This window comes from Anaeromyxobacter oryzae (assembly GCF_023169945.1).
Classification (GTDB): Bacteria; Myxococcota; Myxococcia; order Myxococcales; family Anaeromyxobacteraceae; genus Anaeromyxobacter; species Anaeromyxobacter oryzae.
In genome coordinates, this window is sequence record NZ_AP025591.1 from 2,877,739 (window position 1) to 2,894,131 (window position 16,393).

A 16,393-nucleotide genomic window follows, 5' to 3' on the forward strand; every position below is an offset into this window, starting at 1 on the left:
ATATAACGCACGAGCGCCGGCTGACAATTCAGCGCGGACGGAAGGAGTGCGCCGAAGAGGGCGATCCGCGAGCGGCCCCTCGCGAGCCGCCCTCGATCAGGTCGTCCCCTGCTGGGCGTAGATCGCGTCCGCGATCCGGTAGGCGGAGCCCTCGAGCCGGGCGAGCGCCTCCTTGATCGCGGCGAGGTCGGCGCCCGGCAGGACCGCCTTCAGCGCCTCGAGATCGGCGTGGATCTCCTGGAGGTCCTCGGGCTTGAGCGCGCTCGAGTACTCCTCGAGGCTCTTCTCGGTCGTGTAGATGAGCCCTTCGGCGTTGTTCTTCAGATCCGCGAGCTCCTTCTTCACCTTGTCGTCGGCCTTGTGCGTGTCGGCGTCGCGGATCATCCGCTGGATCTCGTCCTCGGAGAGCCCGGACGACGCGGTGATCCGGATCTGCTGGACCTTGCCGGTGCCGAGGTCCTTCGCGGAGACGTGGACGATCCCGTTCGCGTCGATGTCGAAGGTGACCTCGATCTGCGGGACGCCGCGCGGCGCCGGCGGGATCCCGACGAGCTCGAACCGGCCGAGCGTCTTGTTGTCGGGGGCCATCTCGCGCTCGCCCTGGAGGACGTGCACGGACACGAGGGGCTGGTTGTCGACGGCGGTGGAGAAGACCTGCGACTTCTTGCAGGGGACGGTGGTGTTCTTGTCGATGATCTTCGTGAACACGCCGCCGGCGGTCTCGACGCCGAGCGAGAGCGGGGTCACGTCGAGGAGGAGGACGTCCTTCACCTCGCCCTTGAGGACGCCGCCCTGGATCGCCGCGCCGACCGCGACCACCTCGTCGGGGTTCACGCCCTTGTGCGGCTCCCTCCCGAAGAACCGCTTCACCACCTCCTGCACCTTCGGCATGCGCGTCATGCCGCCGACCAGGATCACCGTGTCGAGCTGGTGGACCGCGAGCCCGGCGTCCTTGAGCGCGGTCTTGCACGGGCCGATGGTCTTCTCGATGAGGTCGCCGACCAGCTCCTCGAGCGTGGCGCGGTCGATGGTCTCCGCGAGGTGCTTGGGGCCGGAGGCGTCGGCGGTGATGAAGGGGAGGTTCACCTCGGTCTCGCCCGCGGAGGAGAGCTCGTGCTTCGCGCGCTCCGCCGCCTCCTTGAGGCGCTGGAGCGCCATCCGGTCGCGCTTCAGGTCGATCCGGGTCTGCTCCAGGAAGCGCTTCGCGAGCCAGTCGATGATCCGCTGATCGAAGTCCTCGCCGCCGAGGAACGTGTCGCCGTTCGTCGCCTTCACCTCGAACACGCCCTGGTTCAGCTCGAGGATCGTGATGTCGAAGGTGCCGCCGCCGAGGTCGTACACCGCGACCTTCTCGCTCTTCCCGGCCTGCTGCTTGTCGATGCCGTAGGCGAGGGCCGCCGCGGTCGGCTCGTTGATGATGCGGAGCACGTTCAGTCCGGCGATGCGGCCCGCGTCCTTGGTGGCCTGGCGCTGCGCGTCGTTGAAGTAGGCGGGGCAGGTGACGATCGCCTCGGTGACGGGCTCGCCGAGGTAGTCCTCCGCCGTCTGCTTCATCTTCGCGAGGATCATCGCGGAGACCTCGGACGGCGAGTACTTCTTCGCCGAGATCTCCACCCAGGCGTCGGCGTTCCCCGCCGAGACGATCCGGTACGGCACGAGGCCCACCGACCGCTTCACCTCGGCGTCCTCGAACTTGCGGCCGATGAGCCGCTTCACCACGTAGATCGTCGACTCGGGGTTCGTGATCGCCTGGCGCTTCGCGATCTGGCCGACGAGCCGCTCGCCGCCGTCGGTGAACGCCACCATCGACGGCGTGGTGCGCGATCCCTCGCTGTTCGGGATCACGACGGACTCGCCGCCCTCCATCACCGCGACGCAGCTGTTCGTCGTCCCGAGATCGATGCCGATGACCTTGCTCATCTCGTCTTCCTCGGAAGCCCGGCGAGCGCCTACGTTACGGCGCCCCCGCCCCTCCATCGCCGGAGCCGTCTGCCGCGACGGACGGCCCGGCCCCCGCCGGCGGCGGCGCAACGGCCACCCCGACCATCGCCGGCCGGACCAGCCGGTCGTTCAGCGTGAAGCCCCGCGCGTGCTCGAGGACGACCGTACCGGGCGCCTCGTCCGCGGTCGGCACCTGCAGGAGCGCCTCGTGCCGCGCCGGATCGAAGACCTCGCCCATCGCCGAGAAGGCCTTCACGCCGTGGCGCGAGAGGACCTGCTCGAAGCTCGCGCGCACGAGCTCGACTCCCTTCCGGAGCGGATCGTCCGACGCCGCCGCGACGAGCGCGCGGTCGAGACCGTCCACCACCGGCAGGAGGTCCTTGAGGAGCTTCTCGACCCCGAACTTCTGGACCTCCTCCTTCTCCTTCAGCGCCCGCTTCCGGTAGTTCTCGAGGTCGGCCGCGGCGCGGAGGTAGCGCTCGTGCGTGTCCTTCAGGCGGTCCATCGTCTCGCGCGACTTCGCCTGCGAGAGCTCGAGCTGCGCCTCGAGGCGGGTCACCTGCTCCGCGAGCGCGCCCGGGTCGGCGACGGCCCCTTCCACCTCGACCGGCACGCCTCCGGCGGGCGGGCCCTCGCCGCGCGTCGCGCGCTCCACGGAACGGAGCGCCTCCTCCACCGCGTTCGCGGGGATGTCGGCCTGAAATGCGCCCTTCTCGTGGCTGTCGGCCATCGCGGTCGTGCTCGCTCTAGCGGAGGTGCGCCCCCTGGAGGAGGAGCGACGGGTGGTGCGATCGCACCGGGCGCACATCATGGCACACGGCAAAGGCCGCGAACAAGCGGTGCCACCCGCTCCGCGCGACCCGCTGTGGTCGGGTGTCAGCCGCCGTCGGAGAGCGCCGACAGCGCCCGGGAGAGCTGGCGAGCGGTCAGGTCCACGAGCGGGATCACCCGCGCGTAGTTCATGCGCGTCGGGCCCACCACCGCGAGGGTGCCGAGGACGTGATCACCGAGGCCGTAGGGTGCCGCGACCATCGAGACGTCCGGCACCGCGGCGAACTCGCTCTCCGCGCCGATGAAGATCTGGACCTCCTGCGCGGTGAGGACGCGATCCAGCACCCGCAGGATCCGGTCCTTCTCGGCGAACGCGCGGAGGAGCGCCCGCGCCTTCTGGACGTTCGCGAACTCCGGCGCGTCGAGGAAGCTGTCCTCGCCGTCCACGAGGACCTTCCCGGCGGTGGGCGCCGCGGAGAAGGTCTGCTCGGCGAGCGCGAGCGCCTTCTGGAGAAGGTCCTGCAGCGCGCTCTGGTCCGCCCGCATCTCGGCGAGGATCCCGTCGCGGAGCTGCGAGAGGTCCTGCTCCGCGGCGGCGGCGCGGACGAGCTTCTCGGTGAGGTAGTTCGCTGCGCGCTCGAGCTCGGAGACCTCCATCGGGAACTCGAGCTGGACGAGCTTGTTCGTGACGATCCCGGCCTCCGACACGAACACGGCCAGGACCCGGTTCTCGCGGAGCCGCACGAACTCGAGCTGCCGGACGGGATCGGCCTTCGGCCGGGGCGTCGTCACCACGCCGGCGTGGTGCGAGAGCGAGTGGAGCAGGTCGGCGGTGCCCTCGAGCAGGGACGCGACATCGGAGCTCCCTTGCGCGAGCCGCTCGATGCGGTCCCGGTCCGCGAGCGAGGGCGGGCGCACCTTGAGGAGCGCATCGACGTAGAGCCGGTACCCCTTCGACGTGGGGATCCGGCCGGAGGACGCGTGCGGCTTCTCGAGGAACCCGAGCGCCTCGAGGTCCGACATCACGCTCCGGATCGTCGCCGGGGAGCAGTCGAGCTCGTGCCGCGCGAGCAGCGGCTGGCTCGCCACGGGCTCGCCGGTGTGGATGTAATCCTGGACCAGCGCGCGGAGGATCTCGCGTTCACGCCGGTCGAGCTCGCCCGAGGGCAGCGGCATCGACGTCCACCCTACTTCAGTCCGCGCCGAGGTGCCTCTCGGCCGCCTGGGAGAGGGTTCCGAAGCGGCCCTGGCCGACCTCGCGCCAGCGCGTGGCCGCGGCGGCCCGGTCGCCCGCCTGCTCGGCGATCAGGGCCTCGAGGTGCGCACGCTCTTCTGCATAGAGGTAAGCAAAGCCGGCCCGGGCCGCAGCGCCATCGTCGAGCCGGAGCGCCTCGCGGACCGCTTCCCTCGCCGCGGTCGCGTCGCCGCGCGCGTCGGCGAGGAGCGCGAGCGCGTACCAGGGCTCGGGCCGCGACGGGTCGATCCCCCGCGCGGTCTCGAGGTACGCCTGCGCCGCGGTGAGGTAGCCCTCGAGCGCGTACAGCTCGCCGAGGTTCACGAGGGCCGCCTGCTGCGCGCGGGGCGTCCCGGCCGCGACCACCTCGTCGAGGAGCCGGCGCGCCGCCTCGGCGTGTCCCTCGAGGAAGTACGAGACGGCGAGGTCGTTGAGGGCGCCGAGGTCGTCCGGGTTCGCGCCGAGCGCAGACTCGAACGCGCCGCGCGCACCCGCCCGGTCTCCGGCGAGGAGCTTCTGGGCACCGGGGGTCGCGGTCGCCGACAGCGTCGCCACGAGCGGCACCGCCTCGTCCGCGACGCGCGGATCCGCGCCGCCGCAGGCGGCGAGGGCGACCGCGGCGAGCGCGGCGAGGTGGGCAGGGCGTGGCATCCGATACCGCACGGGGTCCCCTCGGCAGCTACCCAGGGGGCTGGGCGAGTCTAGTGACTACCCCTCGACCGATCAAGGAAGCGAAGCGTCCCGCAGGCGCGCGTCGCTTCCGGAAATTACATTATCCGCGGACGCCGGGCGCGACGAGGATCGGCGCGGGCGCGCCTCCGAAGTCCACCGAGGCTCCCCTCGAGGGTGTCGCGGTGTCCTGACGACGTCGGAGGCGCGGGCGCGGCGAAGGTCGATCGCGGCCCGGCGTCCGTCTCTCGTTCACCGGATCGGCAAGGGATCGGGCCAGGGCCCACGGGCCACGGGCACGGAGGCGCGGTTCGGGTTCGGGGCGCGTCCCTTCATCTCGCGTGGCGCGTGGGACGGACCGCCCCTAAGATGCCGCCCTTCGCCTTGCCGATGGACACCACCGCAGAGAAGACCACCACCCTGACCTCCCCGCGGGCGCGCGTGCGCCGCGCGCTCGAGGAGCAGCGCCGGGCCGACGTGACCGGGCTCGTCGGCGCCTCGCGCGCGCTCCTCGCGCGGGACCTCCTCGCGCCGGGTCCGGACCGCGCGCGGATGGTCCTCGCCGTCGCGGTCGACGAGGAGGAGGCCGAGGCGCTCGCGAGGGACCTCTCCTTCTTCCTCGGCGCGGGGGCGGTCCTCCGCGTCCCGGCGGACGCGGTGCTGCCGTACGACGACCTCTCGCCCGATCGCGGCGTGGAGATGGAGCGGCTCGCGGCCCTCGCGCGGCTGCACCTCGCGCCGGAGGCGGCCAAGGCGGTCGTGGTCTCCGCCCGCGGGCTCGCGCGGCGCCTCGTCCCCCGGCGGATCTTCGAGGCGGGCTCGGACCTGCTCGGGAAGGGCATCGAGATCGAGCGGGAGGCGCTCGCGCGGAAGCTCGTCCTCCTCGGCTTCACCCGCACCCCGCTCGTCGAGGACCCGGGCACGTTCGCGGTGCGCGGCGGGATCGTCGACCTCTGGACGCCGGCGGACGACCGGCCGGTACGGCTCGAGTTCTTCGGCGACGAGATCGAGAGCTGCCGCGCCTTCGACCCGCAGACGCAGCGGAGCGAGGGCGACGTCGCCGAGGTGCTGCTCTGCCCGGCCCGCGAGGCGCTCTTCTCCGACGAGGGGCGGGAGGCCGCGAAGGCGACGGTGCGCGACGCGGCGGAGCGGGTGAACCGCCCGACCTCGCGCGTCCGCGAGGTGCTCGACGCCATCGACGCCGGGACGCCGTTCTTCGGGATGGAGGCGCTCCTCCCGGGCTTCCACCCGGGCGGCCTCGGGACGCTGTTCGAGTACCTCCCGGCCCAGACCGCCGTGTACCTGGACGACGCGTCGGGCGTCGAGGAGGCCCTCCGCGACCTCGCGGAGGAGCTCGCCCGCGAGCACGAGGGCGCGCTCCGCCGGGAGGAGCTGGTGCTGCCGCCGGACGCGCACTTCCTCGGGGCCGACGAGGCGCTCGCCCGCGCAGCGGAGCGCCCGACGGTGCGGCGCCACCGGGTGTGGCTCGGCACGGGGGAGCCGATCCGCTTCGAGCTCGGCGAGACCTCCGGGCTCCGCGGAGAGATCGAGGCGGCGCACGGCGACGAGGGCGCGCTCGCGCCGCTCACCCGGCGCCTCGAGGACTGGCGCCGGCGCGGCATCGCCGCGGTGGTGGCGTGCGGCTCGGCGTCGGCCTCCGAGCGGCTCCGGCGCCTGCTCGACGACCGGCGCCAGCACTCGCGCGTGCACGTGGGCGCCCTCGGCGACCCGAAGGAGATCTACGAGGCCGCCGTGCACGCCCACGTGTTCGGGGGCGAGATCTCGGCCGGCTTCGTGGACGTCGAGGCCGGCCTCGCGCTCCTGTCGGACGAGGAGATCTTCGGCCGGAGGGTGCGGAAGAAGGCGCGGAGGGCGGCCGACGAGAACGCCTTCTCCGCCGCGTTCCGCGACCTCAACGAGGGCGACCTGGTCGTCCACGTCGAGCACGGGATCGCGCGCTACCAGGGCCTCACCAAGATGCAGATCCGCGGGGTCGAGGGCGACTTCCTCGTCCTCGCCTACGACGGCGCGGACCGCCTCTACCTCCCGGTCGCCAAGCTCCGCCAGGTCCAGAAGTTCACCGGCGCGTCGCCGGACGCGATCCGCCTCGACAAGCTCGGCGGCTCCTCCTTCGCGCTCCGCAAGGCGCGGGTGAAGGAGCAGCTCCTCAAGATGGCCGCGGAGCTCCTCGACATCTACGCGGCGCGCGCCGCCCACCCCGGCTTCAAGTACCCGGATCCGGACGAGGTGTTCCGCGAGTTCGAGGCGGAGTTCCCCTGGGAGGAGACGCCCGACCAGGCGAAGGCGATCGAGGACGTGCTCCGCGACATGCGCAAGGGCCGCTCCGGCCCGGCCCAGGCCGCGCCCATGGACCGGCTCGTCTGCGGCGACGTCGGGTACGGCAAGACCGAGGTCGCGATGCGGGCGGCGATGCTCGCGGTGCTCGCGAAGAAGCAGGTCGCGGTCCTCGTCCCGACGACCGTCCTCGCGTCGCAGCACGAGCGGACCTTCCGGGAGCGCTTCAAGGGCTACCCGGTGCGCATCGACGCCGTCTCGCGGATGAAGTCGCCGGAGGAGTCGAAGGGGATCCTGAAGGACGCCGCGACCGGGAGGGTCGACGTCGTGATCGGCACGCACCGGCTCCTCGCCGCGGACGTGTCGTTCAAGGACCTCGGGCTCGTGGTGGTGGACGAGGAGCAGCGGTTCGGCGTCGCCCACAAGGAGCGGCTCAAGAAGCTGCGCAAGCTCGTCGACGTCCTCACCCTCACCGCGACGCCCATTCCGCGCACGCTGCACATGAGCCTCGCGGGCGTGCGGGACCTCTCCATCATCGCGACCCCTCCCGAGGACCGCCGGGCGATCCGCACCTTCGTGATGAAGTTCGATCCGGGCGCGGTGAAGGAGGCGATCGAGAACGAGCTGAAGCGCGGCGGGCAGGTCTACTTCGTCCACAACCGCGTCCGGTCCATCGCCGCCATCGAGAAGTTCCTCCACGACCTCGTCCCGGAGGCGCGCATCGGCGTCGCGCACGGGCAGATGGGCGAGGGGAAGCTCGAGGAGGTGATGAGCCGGTTCGTGAACAAGGAGCTGGACGTCCTCGTCGCGACCTCGATCATCGAGTCCGGCCTCGACATCCCGGCGGCGAACACGATCATCGTGAACCGCGCGGACCACTTCGGCCTCGCGCAGCTCTACCAGATCCGCGGCCGCGTCGGCCGGAGCCGCGAGCGCGCCTACGCGTACCTGCTCGTCCCGGCGCGCCGGCCGGTGACGAAGGACGCGCAGAAGCGGCTCGAGGTGCTCCAGCGCTTCAGCGAGCTCGGCGCCGGCTTCAAGATCGCGAGCCACGACCTCGAGATCCGCGGCGCCGGGAACCTCCTCGGCAAGGACCAGTCCGGCCAGATCGAGGCGGTCGGGTTCGAGCTCTACAACGAGCTGCTCGACGAGGCGGTCCGCGAGCTCAAGGGCGAGGCGCCGCGCGAGGACATCGACCCGGACGTGCAGCTCCCGGTCCCGGCGTTCATCCCCGACCCGTACATGCCGGACGTGCACCAGCGGCTCTGGTTCTACAAGCGGCTCGCCCAGGCAGGGACCGACGAGGAGCTGGATCAGGTCCGGGCGGAGATCGTCGACCGCTGCGGCGATCCACCGGACGAGCTCGACGCCCTCTGCGAGCTCATGGCGGTGAAGGTTCGCCTCCGCGCGCTCCGGATGCGCGCCCTCGAGGCCGGCCCGGGCCGCCTCGTCTTCACGCTCGGCGAGACCGCCGCGCTCGATCCCTTCCTGCTCGCGAAGCAGGTGCAGGGTTCGCAGGGCCGGTTCCGGCTCACCCCGGACATGAAGCTCGTGGCGCAGCTCGTCGCGCCGCCGCCGAAGCCGGCCGCGAAGCCGGCGAAGGGCGCGAAGGGGACTGCCGGGAAGCGGCCCGTCGCCAAGGTCGCGCCGCCGACGCCGGCCACCCCGGCGCAGGAGGCGGCGTCCGGGCGGGAGCTCCTCCAGGCGGCCCGGACGGTGCTCGCCGAGCTCGCCCGGTGCGCGCGCCCGGAGTGACGTTCCTCCGGTAGCCCGGACCCTTCGACGGACCCGGGGGAACGACGCCGTTCGCCGCGCGAACGGCTCACCGCGAGCGGCGCTTGCGGTACCTCGCCGCACCGCGTCCGAACCCAGCCGGCCTCGCATCTTGGCGGGAGTCCGGGCGGGGGCCCGAGTCCTTGATCCCCGGGTCATTCCGTGCTCTTTTCTCGGGCCCGGACGGTTCGACGGACCGCGCTCGGCGGAACAAGGGCACCGGTCCGCGCGTTCGCACGCCAGGTCTCTCACGCCCTCGCAAAGGAGCACGTCCCCCATGCTGCGTCGCTTCGCCCTCCTCGGTGTCGCCGCGTCGGCGATCGCCGCCTGCAACCCCCAGAGCGGCCCGCGCAAGACCGGTCCCGCGGTCGCCAAGGGCAACGGCATCACGATCACCGCGGACGAGTTCAAGGCCCGCCTCGACGAGCAGTCGCCGTTCATCCGGGCCCGCTACTCGAGCCTCGACCGGAAGAAGGAGTTCCTCGACAGCCTGATCCGCTTCGAGGTGCTCGCCCGCGAGGCGGAGAAGCAGGGCCTCCAGAACGACCCGGACGTCCAGCTCACGATGAAGAAGATCATGGTCCAGAAGCTCGTGCAGAAGAGCTTCCAGGATCCGGCCGGCGCCCAGCTGCCCGACTCCGAGCTGCAGGCCTACTACGACCAGCACAAGGCCGACTACTTCCGCCCGAAGAAGGTCCGCGTCGCCGCCGTCATCTTCAACGCGCCGGAGGGTACGCCGGAGCGCGCGAAGAAGAAGGAGCTCGCGAAGAAGGCGCTCGCCAAGCTCAAGGTCGAGGAGAAGAAGAACACCCTCGCCTTCACCCAGATCGTGAACGAGTTCTCCGAGGACGCCGCCTCGAAGGCGACCGCGGGCGACCTCAACTTCAAGAGCCAGGACGAGCTCGAGAAGGCGTACGGCAAGGAGCTCGCGGACGCCGTGTTCGCCGCGAAGCCGGGCGACACCACGCCGGTCGTCGAGACGAAGGCGGGCCTGTACATCGCGAAGGTGACCGGGCAGCAGGAGGAGATGAACCGGACCTTCGAGCAGGTGAAGGCCCAGATCGCGAACAAGCTCACGCGCGAGAAGAAGACGAAGGAGTTCGACGAGTACCTGAAGAAGCTCCGCGACCAGGCGAACGTCCAGGTCGACGAGAAGGTGCTCGAGGGCGTCGAGGTGGCGGCCGCTCCGGCCGGCATGCCCGGCATGCCCGGCATGATGGGCGGTGGGATGCCCGCCGGTCACGGCATGGGTGGCCCGATGGTGGCGCCGTCCCAGCCGCCGCCCGCCCCGGCCGCGAAGTAGCGCGTGAAGCTCCTGCCCCTCATCCTCGCCGCCGCCCTCGCGAGTGGCTGCGGAAGGTGCGGCGGAGGGAGCGCCCCGGGCGCCCCTCCTCCGAAGACGGTCGCGGTGGTGAACGGCGAGCCGATCCCGGCCGACGCCCTCGCGCGCGAGCTCCGCGACGCGCAGGCGGGCGCCGAGGGTGGGGCGCAGGTGCAGGGCGACGTGCTCCGCAAGCGCGTCCTCGACGATCTCGTGGACCGGGCGCTCCTGCTCCAGCAGGCGCGCGCCCGGTCCATCGTCGTCGGCCAGGACCAGGTCGAGCGCGCGTTCCTCCGGCTGCGCGCCGAGTACCCCGGCAGCCACTTCGAGGATCTCCTCGCGCAGGAGCGCCTCAGCCAGGCCGAGCTCAAGAATCGCCTCAAGGAGCAGCTCACCCTCGAGCGGCTCTTCGAGCAGGAGGTCTTCCCGCAGGTCCAGGTCGTCGACGCCGAGGTCGAGCGGTACTACGCCGACCACTCCGCCGAGTTCCAGGAGCCCGAGAAGGTCCGCGTGCTCCAGATCGTGGTGGCGACGAAGGACGAGGCGCAGCAGATCCGGGATCGCCTGCGCATGCACCCCCAGACGTTCGCCGAGGTCGCCAAGAAGTCCTCCATCGGGCCGGAAGGCAAGAACGGCGGCGATCTGGGCTTCATCGGCAAGGGCTCCGGGTTCCCCGAGGTCTTCGACGTCTGCTTCACGCTCCCCCTGAACGCCATCTCCGACGTGACCCCCTCGCCCTACGGCTTCCACGTCTTCAAGGTCGTCGAGAAGAAGCCCGCGCAGCGGCGCACCCTCGACCAGGCCCGGCCCGTGATCATGGAGAAGCTCGGACGCGACAAGCGGACCCAGGCGCAGGCCGAGTACGTGGACGCGCTCCGCAAGCGCGCCAAGATCACGATCGACGAGAAGACCCTCGCCGCGGTGACCCCGTGACCCTCTCGCTTCCGCTCGCTCTCCTCGCCCTCGCCGCCGCGCCGCAGCCGCCCGCCGCGCCGGCGGCCGCGGCCCGTCCCGCGAACCGCCTCACCGTCGATCGCGTCGCCGCGACCGTGAACGGCGAGGTCGTGACCCTCATCGAGCTCATCCGCCGCTCCGGCCCGGCCTACGAGCAAGCGACGAAGCTCGCCCCCGGGAAGGCCCGCGACGAGGCGATCGCCGAGGTGCTCCGGAAGGCCTTCGACCAGGTGGTCGCGGACAAGCTCTTCCAGGCGCAGGCCAAGGACCTCGACCTCGAGATCACCGACGCGCAGGTGGACGCGCAGCTCGAGGACATCAAGAAGCGGAACAACTTCGACGAGGCCGCCTTCCAGGAGGCGCTCAAGCAGGAGGGGCTCGACCTGCAGACCTTCCGCGCCCAGATCCGCGCGCAGCTCCAGAACTTCGCGCTGCTCCAGTACAAGGTGGGCAGCAAGGTGAAGGCCTCCGACGAGGACCTCCGGAATTACTACCAGTCACATCCGCAGGAGTTCCAGGGCGAGGAGGAGGTCCACGTCCGGCACATCTTCCTGCCCATCGCGGGCGGCTCCGACGCCGACCTCGCGAAGGTCCAGGCGGAGGGGCAGCGGATCGTGCAGCGCCTCAAGGCCGGCGAGGACTTCGCGAAGGTCGCGAAGCAGGTCTCGAAGGGGCCGGCCGCCGAGGACGGCGGCGACCTCGGCTGGGTCCGCCGCGGCACCCTCGACCGCGTCCTCGAGGAGAAGGCGTTCGCGCTCAAGGCCGGCCAGGTCTCGGATCTCGTCCGGTTCGGCCCCGGCTTCCACATCCTCAAGGCCGAGGAGCGGCGCCGCGGCGGCGGGAAGACCTTCGAGGAGGCCAAGGACGAGATCCGGGCGCGCCTGCTCGAGGAGCAGGGCGAGAGCTACCGCAAGCAGTACGTCGCCGAGCTCCGCCGCGACGCGCTCATCGACGTGAAGATCCCCGAGCTGAAGCAGTGAAGCAGGACGCGGTGAGCCAGCGGCACCAGAGCTCACCCAGTCGCCCCGAGCCCTTCGGCTCCGGCGCTTCGCGCCTACGCTCAGGGCAGGCGAAGTCGAGGGGCGCCCTTCGACTCCGCGGCGCGCCGCGCCGCTACGCTCAGGGCGACCGGATGCCAACCTTCTCGCGCACCCCTGCCAAGCCGTCGGTCTCGCCCTCGCGCCGTCGCGCCCGCGCCACGTCGCCCGCTCCCCGCATCGCGATCTCCCTCGGCGATCCCTCCGGCGTCGGTCCGGAGGTGACCGCGAAGGCCATCGCCGCGCTCACGGGCGGGCTCTCGCCGCTCGTCTTCGGCGACGCGCGCGTCCTCGAGCGCGACCTCGGCCACCTCGACCTCCCGCTCGTCGCCCTCGGCGAGGACCTGCCCGCCAGCGGCGCGCGGGTCGCGGTGACGCGCCTCCCGAAGGGCGCGATCCGCCCCGGGAGGCCGGCCCCCGAGGCGGGCGCCGCCCAGCTCGCCTACCTCGAGGCGGCGTTCGAGTGCGTCCGGAGCGGCGGCGCCGCCGCGCTCTGCACCGCGCCGGTGTCGAAGGCGCAGATCGCCCGCGCCCTCCCGGGCTTCGTCGGGCACACCGAGTGGCTCGAGGCCCGCTGCGGCGTCCGCCGCTCGGTGATGATGCTCGCCGGCGAGAAGCTCAGGATCGCGCTCGTGACGAACCACGTGGCGTTCGCGGGCCTCCGCCGCGCGATCACCGAGGCGCGCATCGTCGAGACCCTCGCGATCACGCACCGCGCGCTCAAGGACGACCTCGGCCTCGCGCGCCCCCGCCTCGCCCTCGCGGCCTTGAACCCGCACGCCGGCGAGGAGGGCCAGTTCGGCGACGAGGAGGACCGGCTGCTCCGGCCCGCGCTCGCGGCGGCGGCCCGCGCCGGCGCCCCGGCGGCCGGCCCGTTCCCGGCGGACTCGATCTTCTTCCGCGCAGCGCTCGGCGAGTTCGACGCGGTGGTCGCGCTCTACCACGACCAGGGCCTCATCCCGGTGAAGCTCCTCGACGCGGTGGGCGGCGATCCGGCGGTGAACGTGACGCTCGGGCTCCCCATCGTGCGGACGAGCCCGGATCACGGCGTCGCGTACGACATCGCGGGAGAGAACGTCGCGAGCGCGGCGTCGATGATCGCGGCGCTCAGGCTCGCGGCGCGGATCGCGGGCGTCCGGGCGGGGCGTACCGCGCGGCGGTGATCGCGCCTACCGACGGAGCGCCGGGGCGCAGCGATACGCGCGAGCCTGGCGCCGCTACGGCGCGCTCTCGATGTGGCAGCTGGTCGGGCTCTGCGGAATCCTGAACGCGAACCCGAGGGCTTTGCCCTGTGGCTCCCGTGGCAACTCGGCGGTGGACCCAGGCTGGACGCCGGCGACGTGGCCCGAGAGCCGACTCCTGTGGCTCGACGATCCGTGAACCGCGCCTGACGCGTCGGCGCTCCCGCGTCGTACCGGTGACGAGTCGCCCGCTCGTGCCTGCGCCGCTCCCGGCCGCGAGCCCAAGCTCATCCTGACGTCTTCCCTCTCCCCCACGCGGATTCATGCGTGCTGCTCATGTCGCGGAGCGGGTCCTCGAGTGACGTCTGAGTGCGAGCTCGGGACCGCGAAGGTGCTGTAGGTAGGACGCTCGCAGGACGCCCCTCCACGATCGAGGGGCGACCCCCGGGCCGCATGAACGACTGCCCCGGGGATCGGTCCGGTCCCCGCGCTGCTGCGACACCCCCGCCCGGTGCGTTGCCGGGGTCGAGCGCGCGTGCCACGGTCGCAGTGCAGCGCATCCCCGTCGCCCCGGAAGGTCGCGCTTGATCACGCCCCTCTCGCTCGCGATCGTGGCGACCGTCCTGGCCGCCGCGCCCGCTCGATCCTCGGCTCCGGCGTGCTTTCCTTCGCTCGCCGCGCTCGACGTTGCCGTCGCTCAGCTGGAGCGCGGCGGCCCCGTCGAGCCGTTCTGGGCGCGCGTTCGCGCCTGCGGCCGCATGCCCCTCGTCTTCGGCGACACCGCCATCTTCTTCCACCGGAGCAACGCGGACCGGGTCGAGTGGCGCGGCGACTTCACGGGCTGGAGCTCCGCGCCGAGCGCTCGGGGACGAAAGATCGGCGCGAGCGAGATCTGGACGTTCCGCCGGACCTTCGACCGGGACGCCCGCCTCGACTACAAGATCGTCGAGACCCGCGAGACGTGGCGCGTCGATCCGCTGAATCCGTTCCAGCAGCTCGGCGGGTACGGCCCCAACTCCGAGCTCCGGATGCCGGGGTGGAAGCCGCCGGCGCACGCAGTCTGGAGGCCGGGCGTGCCGCGCGGCGCCTTCCCGCCCGCGGAGGCGATCCACAGCAAGAGCCTCGGATACTCCGTGAACGTCCGCGTCTACGTCCCCGCCCGTACCGCCGGCGCGGTGCTGCCCATCCTGTACGTCACCGACGGCTCGGACTACTGGCACGAGGCCATGGGCGGCCTCTCCACCGCGCTCGACAACCTCGTCGCGGAGGGGCGCATCGCGCCGGTGGTGGTCGTGTTCGTCGATCCGTGGGACGCAGCCCACGCGAGGAATCGCCGTGACGAGGAGCTCGTCCCGAACGCGCGAGCGCCCGGGACCCCGATCGAGGCCTGCCGGTTCTGCACGTTCCTCGTCGACGAGCTCGCCCCCATCGTCGAGGCGCGGCTCCGCATCGACCCGGCGCGCCGCGGAATCCTCGGCACGTCGCTCGGCGGGTTCCTCGCCGCGTTCATGACGTACCGGTACCCGGACCGCTTCCCGCTCGCCGGGATCCAGAGTCCGAGCCTCGGGCCGCAGGCCTGGCTACCGGCCGCGATCGCCGGCGCGAAGAGGCCGGGATGCAGGGTCGCCATCGACGTCGGGACGTACGAGGAGCAGTTCCTGCGAGACGCGCGCGCGCTCCGCCACGCGTTCGAGGAGAGCGGGGCGGAGGTCAGCTACCGTGAGGTGCACGACGGGCACTCGTGGGGCCACTGGCGCGCCACGGTCGCAGACGTCCTCGCCTTCCTGTATCCGCCGGAAGCGAGCGGTCGAAGGTGAGCGCGACGTACCGCCACCGGTCACGCGATGCGGATCGCGGGGGTACGCCCGCGTCCGCGGCCGGCCAGCGGCAAGCCGGGTGGAGGAGGGGTGGAACCCCTCCGCGCGGGGACCTCGCGCGCAGCCCGCGAAGCGGGCCGCGCGAGGTCACGGGCCCCGCGTAGCAGGGGTGGGGCCCCGACGGCCTTGCCGGCGGGGCGGGGGCGCAGCCCCCGTCAGACATTGAACCGGAAGTGCATCACGTCGCCGTCCTGGACGACGTACTCCTTGCCCTCGATCCGGAGCTTGCCCTTCTCCCGGCAGGCCGCCTCGGTCCTGAGCTCGAGGAGATCCTCGATCCGGATCACCTCGGCCTTGATGAAGCCCTTCTCGAAGTCGGTGTGAATGACGCCCGCCGCCTGCGGCGCGGTCGAGCCCTTCCGGACCGTCCAGGCGCGGCACTCGTCCTCGCCGGCGGTGAGGAAGGTGATGAGCCCGAGCAGCCGGTAACCGGCGTGCACGAGCCGGTCGAGGCCGGGCTCCTCGAGCCCGAGGGACTTCAGGTACTCCTCCCGCTCGCTCTCCGCGAGCGCGACGAGCTCCGACTCGACCTTCCCGGAGATCTCCACCATCGGCGCGCCCTCCGCCTCGGCGAGCGCCTTCACCGCGAGGATGCTCGGGTCGGAGGACTCCTTGCCGAGCTGCGACTCGTCCACGTTCGCGATGTAGAGGACCGGCTTCGAGGTGAGGAGGAACAGGTCCCGGACGACGGCCTTCTCCTCGTCGGAGAGCTTCTGCATCCGCACCGGCGTGCCCGCTTCGAGCCCCGCCTTCACCTTGTCGAGGACGACCACCTCGTGCTTCGCCTGCTCGCCGGGCTTCCCCGCCGCCTTCGAGTTCTTGAGCGAGCGGTCGCGCTTCTTCTCGACGGAGTCGAGGTCCTTCAGCATGAGCTCGGTCTCGACCACGTCGCGGTCGCCCCTCGGGTCGACCTTCCCCGCGACGTGCACGACGTCCGGGTCCTCGAAGCAGCGGAGGACGTGGGCGATCGCGTCGACCTCGCGGATGTTCGCGAGGAACTGGTTCCCGAGCCCCTCGCCCTTCGAGGCGCCGGCGACGAGGCCGGCGATGTCCACGAACTCGAGGGTGGTCGGCGTCTTCTTCTTCGGCTTGAAGAGCGCGGCGAGCGCCTCGAGCCGGGCGTCCGGCACGGGCACCACGCCTACGTTCGGCTCGATCGTGCAGAACGGATAGTTCGCCGCCGCCGCCTGCGCGGCGCCGAGGAGCGCGTTGAAGAGGGTGGACTTCCCCACGTTGGGGAGCCCGACGATGCCGATGGAGAGACCCATGACGCGTTCCTGGATAACCCGCGAAAAACGAAAGCGCTCCGGCGGCCGCGGGGCCAGCCGGAGCGCGCTCTT

11 protein-coding genes are annotated in these 16,393 nt (G+C 72.0%); 6 read left to right on the top strand and 5 right to left on the bottom strand.

Annotated elements, in window-relative coordinates; all coding sequences use genetic code 11:
* Positions 1-96 precede the first annotated feature (96 nt).
* The 4 genes from dnaK to AMOR_RS12495 form a co-directional block, all read right to left on the bottom strand.
* Entirely contained in the window at positions 97-1,920 is a 1,824-nt protein-coding gene (gene dnaK, locus AMOR_RS12480) for a molecular chaperone DnaK (protein ID WP_248361529.1), read from the bottom strand.
* Positions 1,921-1,954: 34 nt separating this feature from the next.
* Complete coding sequence (locus AMOR_RS12485; protein ID WP_248361531.1) at positions 1,955-2,671, bottom strand: nucleotide exchange factor GrpE; 717 nt, start codon at positions 2,669-2,671, stop codon at positions 1,955-1,957.
* Positions 2,672-2,817: 146 nt separating this feature from the next.
* A complete protein-coding gene (gene hrcA, locus AMOR_RS12490; RefSeq protein WP_248361533.1) occupies positions 2,818-3,888 on the bottom strand; it encodes a heat-inducible transcriptional repressor HrcA in 1,071 nt (356 codons plus the stop codon).
* A gap of 16 nt (positions 3,889-3,904) precedes the next feature.
* A complete protein-coding gene (locus AMOR_RS12495) occupies positions 3,905-4,597 on the bottom strand; it encodes a tetratricopeptide repeat protein (protein ID WP_248361535.1) in 693 nt (230 codons plus the stop codon).
* A gap of 408 nt (positions 4,598-5,005) precedes the next feature.
* On the opposite strand from AMOR_RS12495, the gene mfd reads away from it, so the two are divergent.
* The 6 genes from mfd (at position 5,006) to AMOR_RS12525 (ending at position 14,993) form a co-directional block, all read left to right on the top strand.
* Positions 5,006-8,665, top strand: coding sequence for a transcription-repair coupling factor (gene mfd, locus AMOR_RS12500; RefSeq protein WP_248361537.1), 3,660 nt, complete (start codon positions 5,006-5,008; stop codon positions 8,663-8,665).
* A 295-nt stretch (positions 8,666-8,960) separates the two neighbouring features.
* Positions 8,961-9,986, top strand: a complete 1,026-nt coding sequence (locus AMOR_RS12505; RefSeq protein ID WP_248361539.1) for a peptidylprolyl isomerase — start codon at positions 8,961-8,963, stop codon at positions 9,984-9,986.
* 3 nt (positions 9,987-9,989) lie between these two features.
* Positions 9,990-10,937, top strand: a complete 948-nt coding sequence (locus AMOR_RS12510; protein WP_248361541.1) for a peptidylprolyl isomerase — start codon at positions 9,990-9,992, stop codon at positions 10,935-10,937.
* Entirely contained in the window at positions 10,934-11,938 is a 1,005-nt protein-coding gene (locus AMOR_RS12515; protein ID WP_248361543.1) for a peptidylprolyl isomerase, read from the top strand. Before AMOR_RS12510 ends, AMOR_RS12515 begins: the two co-directional genes overlap by 4 nt.
* 152 nt (positions 11,939-12,090) lie before the next feature.
* Positions 12,091-13,158, top strand: coding sequence for a 4-hydroxythreonine-4-phosphate dehydrogenase PdxA (gene pdxA, locus AMOR_RS12520; protein ID WP_248361545.1), 1,068 nt, complete (start codon positions 12,091-12,093; stop codon positions 13,156-13,158).
* Between the two features lie 602 nt (positions 13,159-13,760).
* Positions 13,761-14,993: an alpha/beta hydrolase gene (locus AMOR_RS12525; protein WP_248361547.1), complete on the top strand. Its 1,233-nt coding sequence runs from the start codon at positions 13,761-13,763 to the stop codon at positions 14,991-14,993.
* Positions 14,994-15,208: 215 nt separating this feature from the next.
* On the opposite strand, the gene ychF is transcribed toward AMOR_RS12525, so the two are convergent.
* Positions 15,209-16,321, bottom strand: a complete 1,113-nt coding sequence (gene ychF / locus AMOR_RS12530) for a redox-regulated ATPase YchF (protein ID WP_248361549.1) — start codon at positions 16,319-16,321, stop codon at positions 15,209-15,211.
* Positions 16,322-16,393: the final 72 nt, after the last annotated feature.

Excerpts from the sequence above, each read along its gene's own strand:
- AMOR_RS12505 (WP_248361539.1), top strand. The coding sequence starts at position 8,961 with ATGCTGCGTCGCTTCGCCCTCCTCGGTGTCGCCGCGTCGGCGATCGCC.
- AMOR_RS12495 (WP_248361535.1), bottom strand. The coding sequence starts at position 4,597 with ATGCCACGCCCTGCCCACCTCGCCGCGCTCGCCGCGGTCGCCCTCGCC.
- dnaK (WP_248361529.1), bottom strand. The coding sequence starts at position 1,920 with ATGAGCAAGGTCATCGGCATCGATCTCGGGACGACGAACAGCTGCGTC.
- AMOR_RS12485 (WP_248361531.1), bottom strand. The coding sequence starts at position 2,671 with ATGGCCGACAGCCACGAGAAGGGCGCATTTCAGGCCGACATCCCCGCG.
- mfd (WP_248361537.1), top strand. The coding sequence starts at position 5,006 with ATGGACACCACCGCAGAGAAGACCACCACCCTGACCTCCCCGCGGGCG.
- ychF (WP_248361549.1), bottom strand. The coding sequence starts at position 16,321 with ATGGGTCTCTCCATCGGCATCGTCGGGCTCCCCAACGTGGGGAAGTCC.
- hrcA (WP_248361533.1), bottom strand. The coding sequence starts at position 3,888 with ATGCCGCTGCCCTCGGGCGAGCTCGACCGGCGTGAACGCGAGATCCTC.
- pdxA (WP_248361545.1), top strand. The coding sequence starts at position 12,091 with ATGCCAACCTTCTCGCGCACCCCTGCCAAGCCGTCGGTCTCGCCCTCG.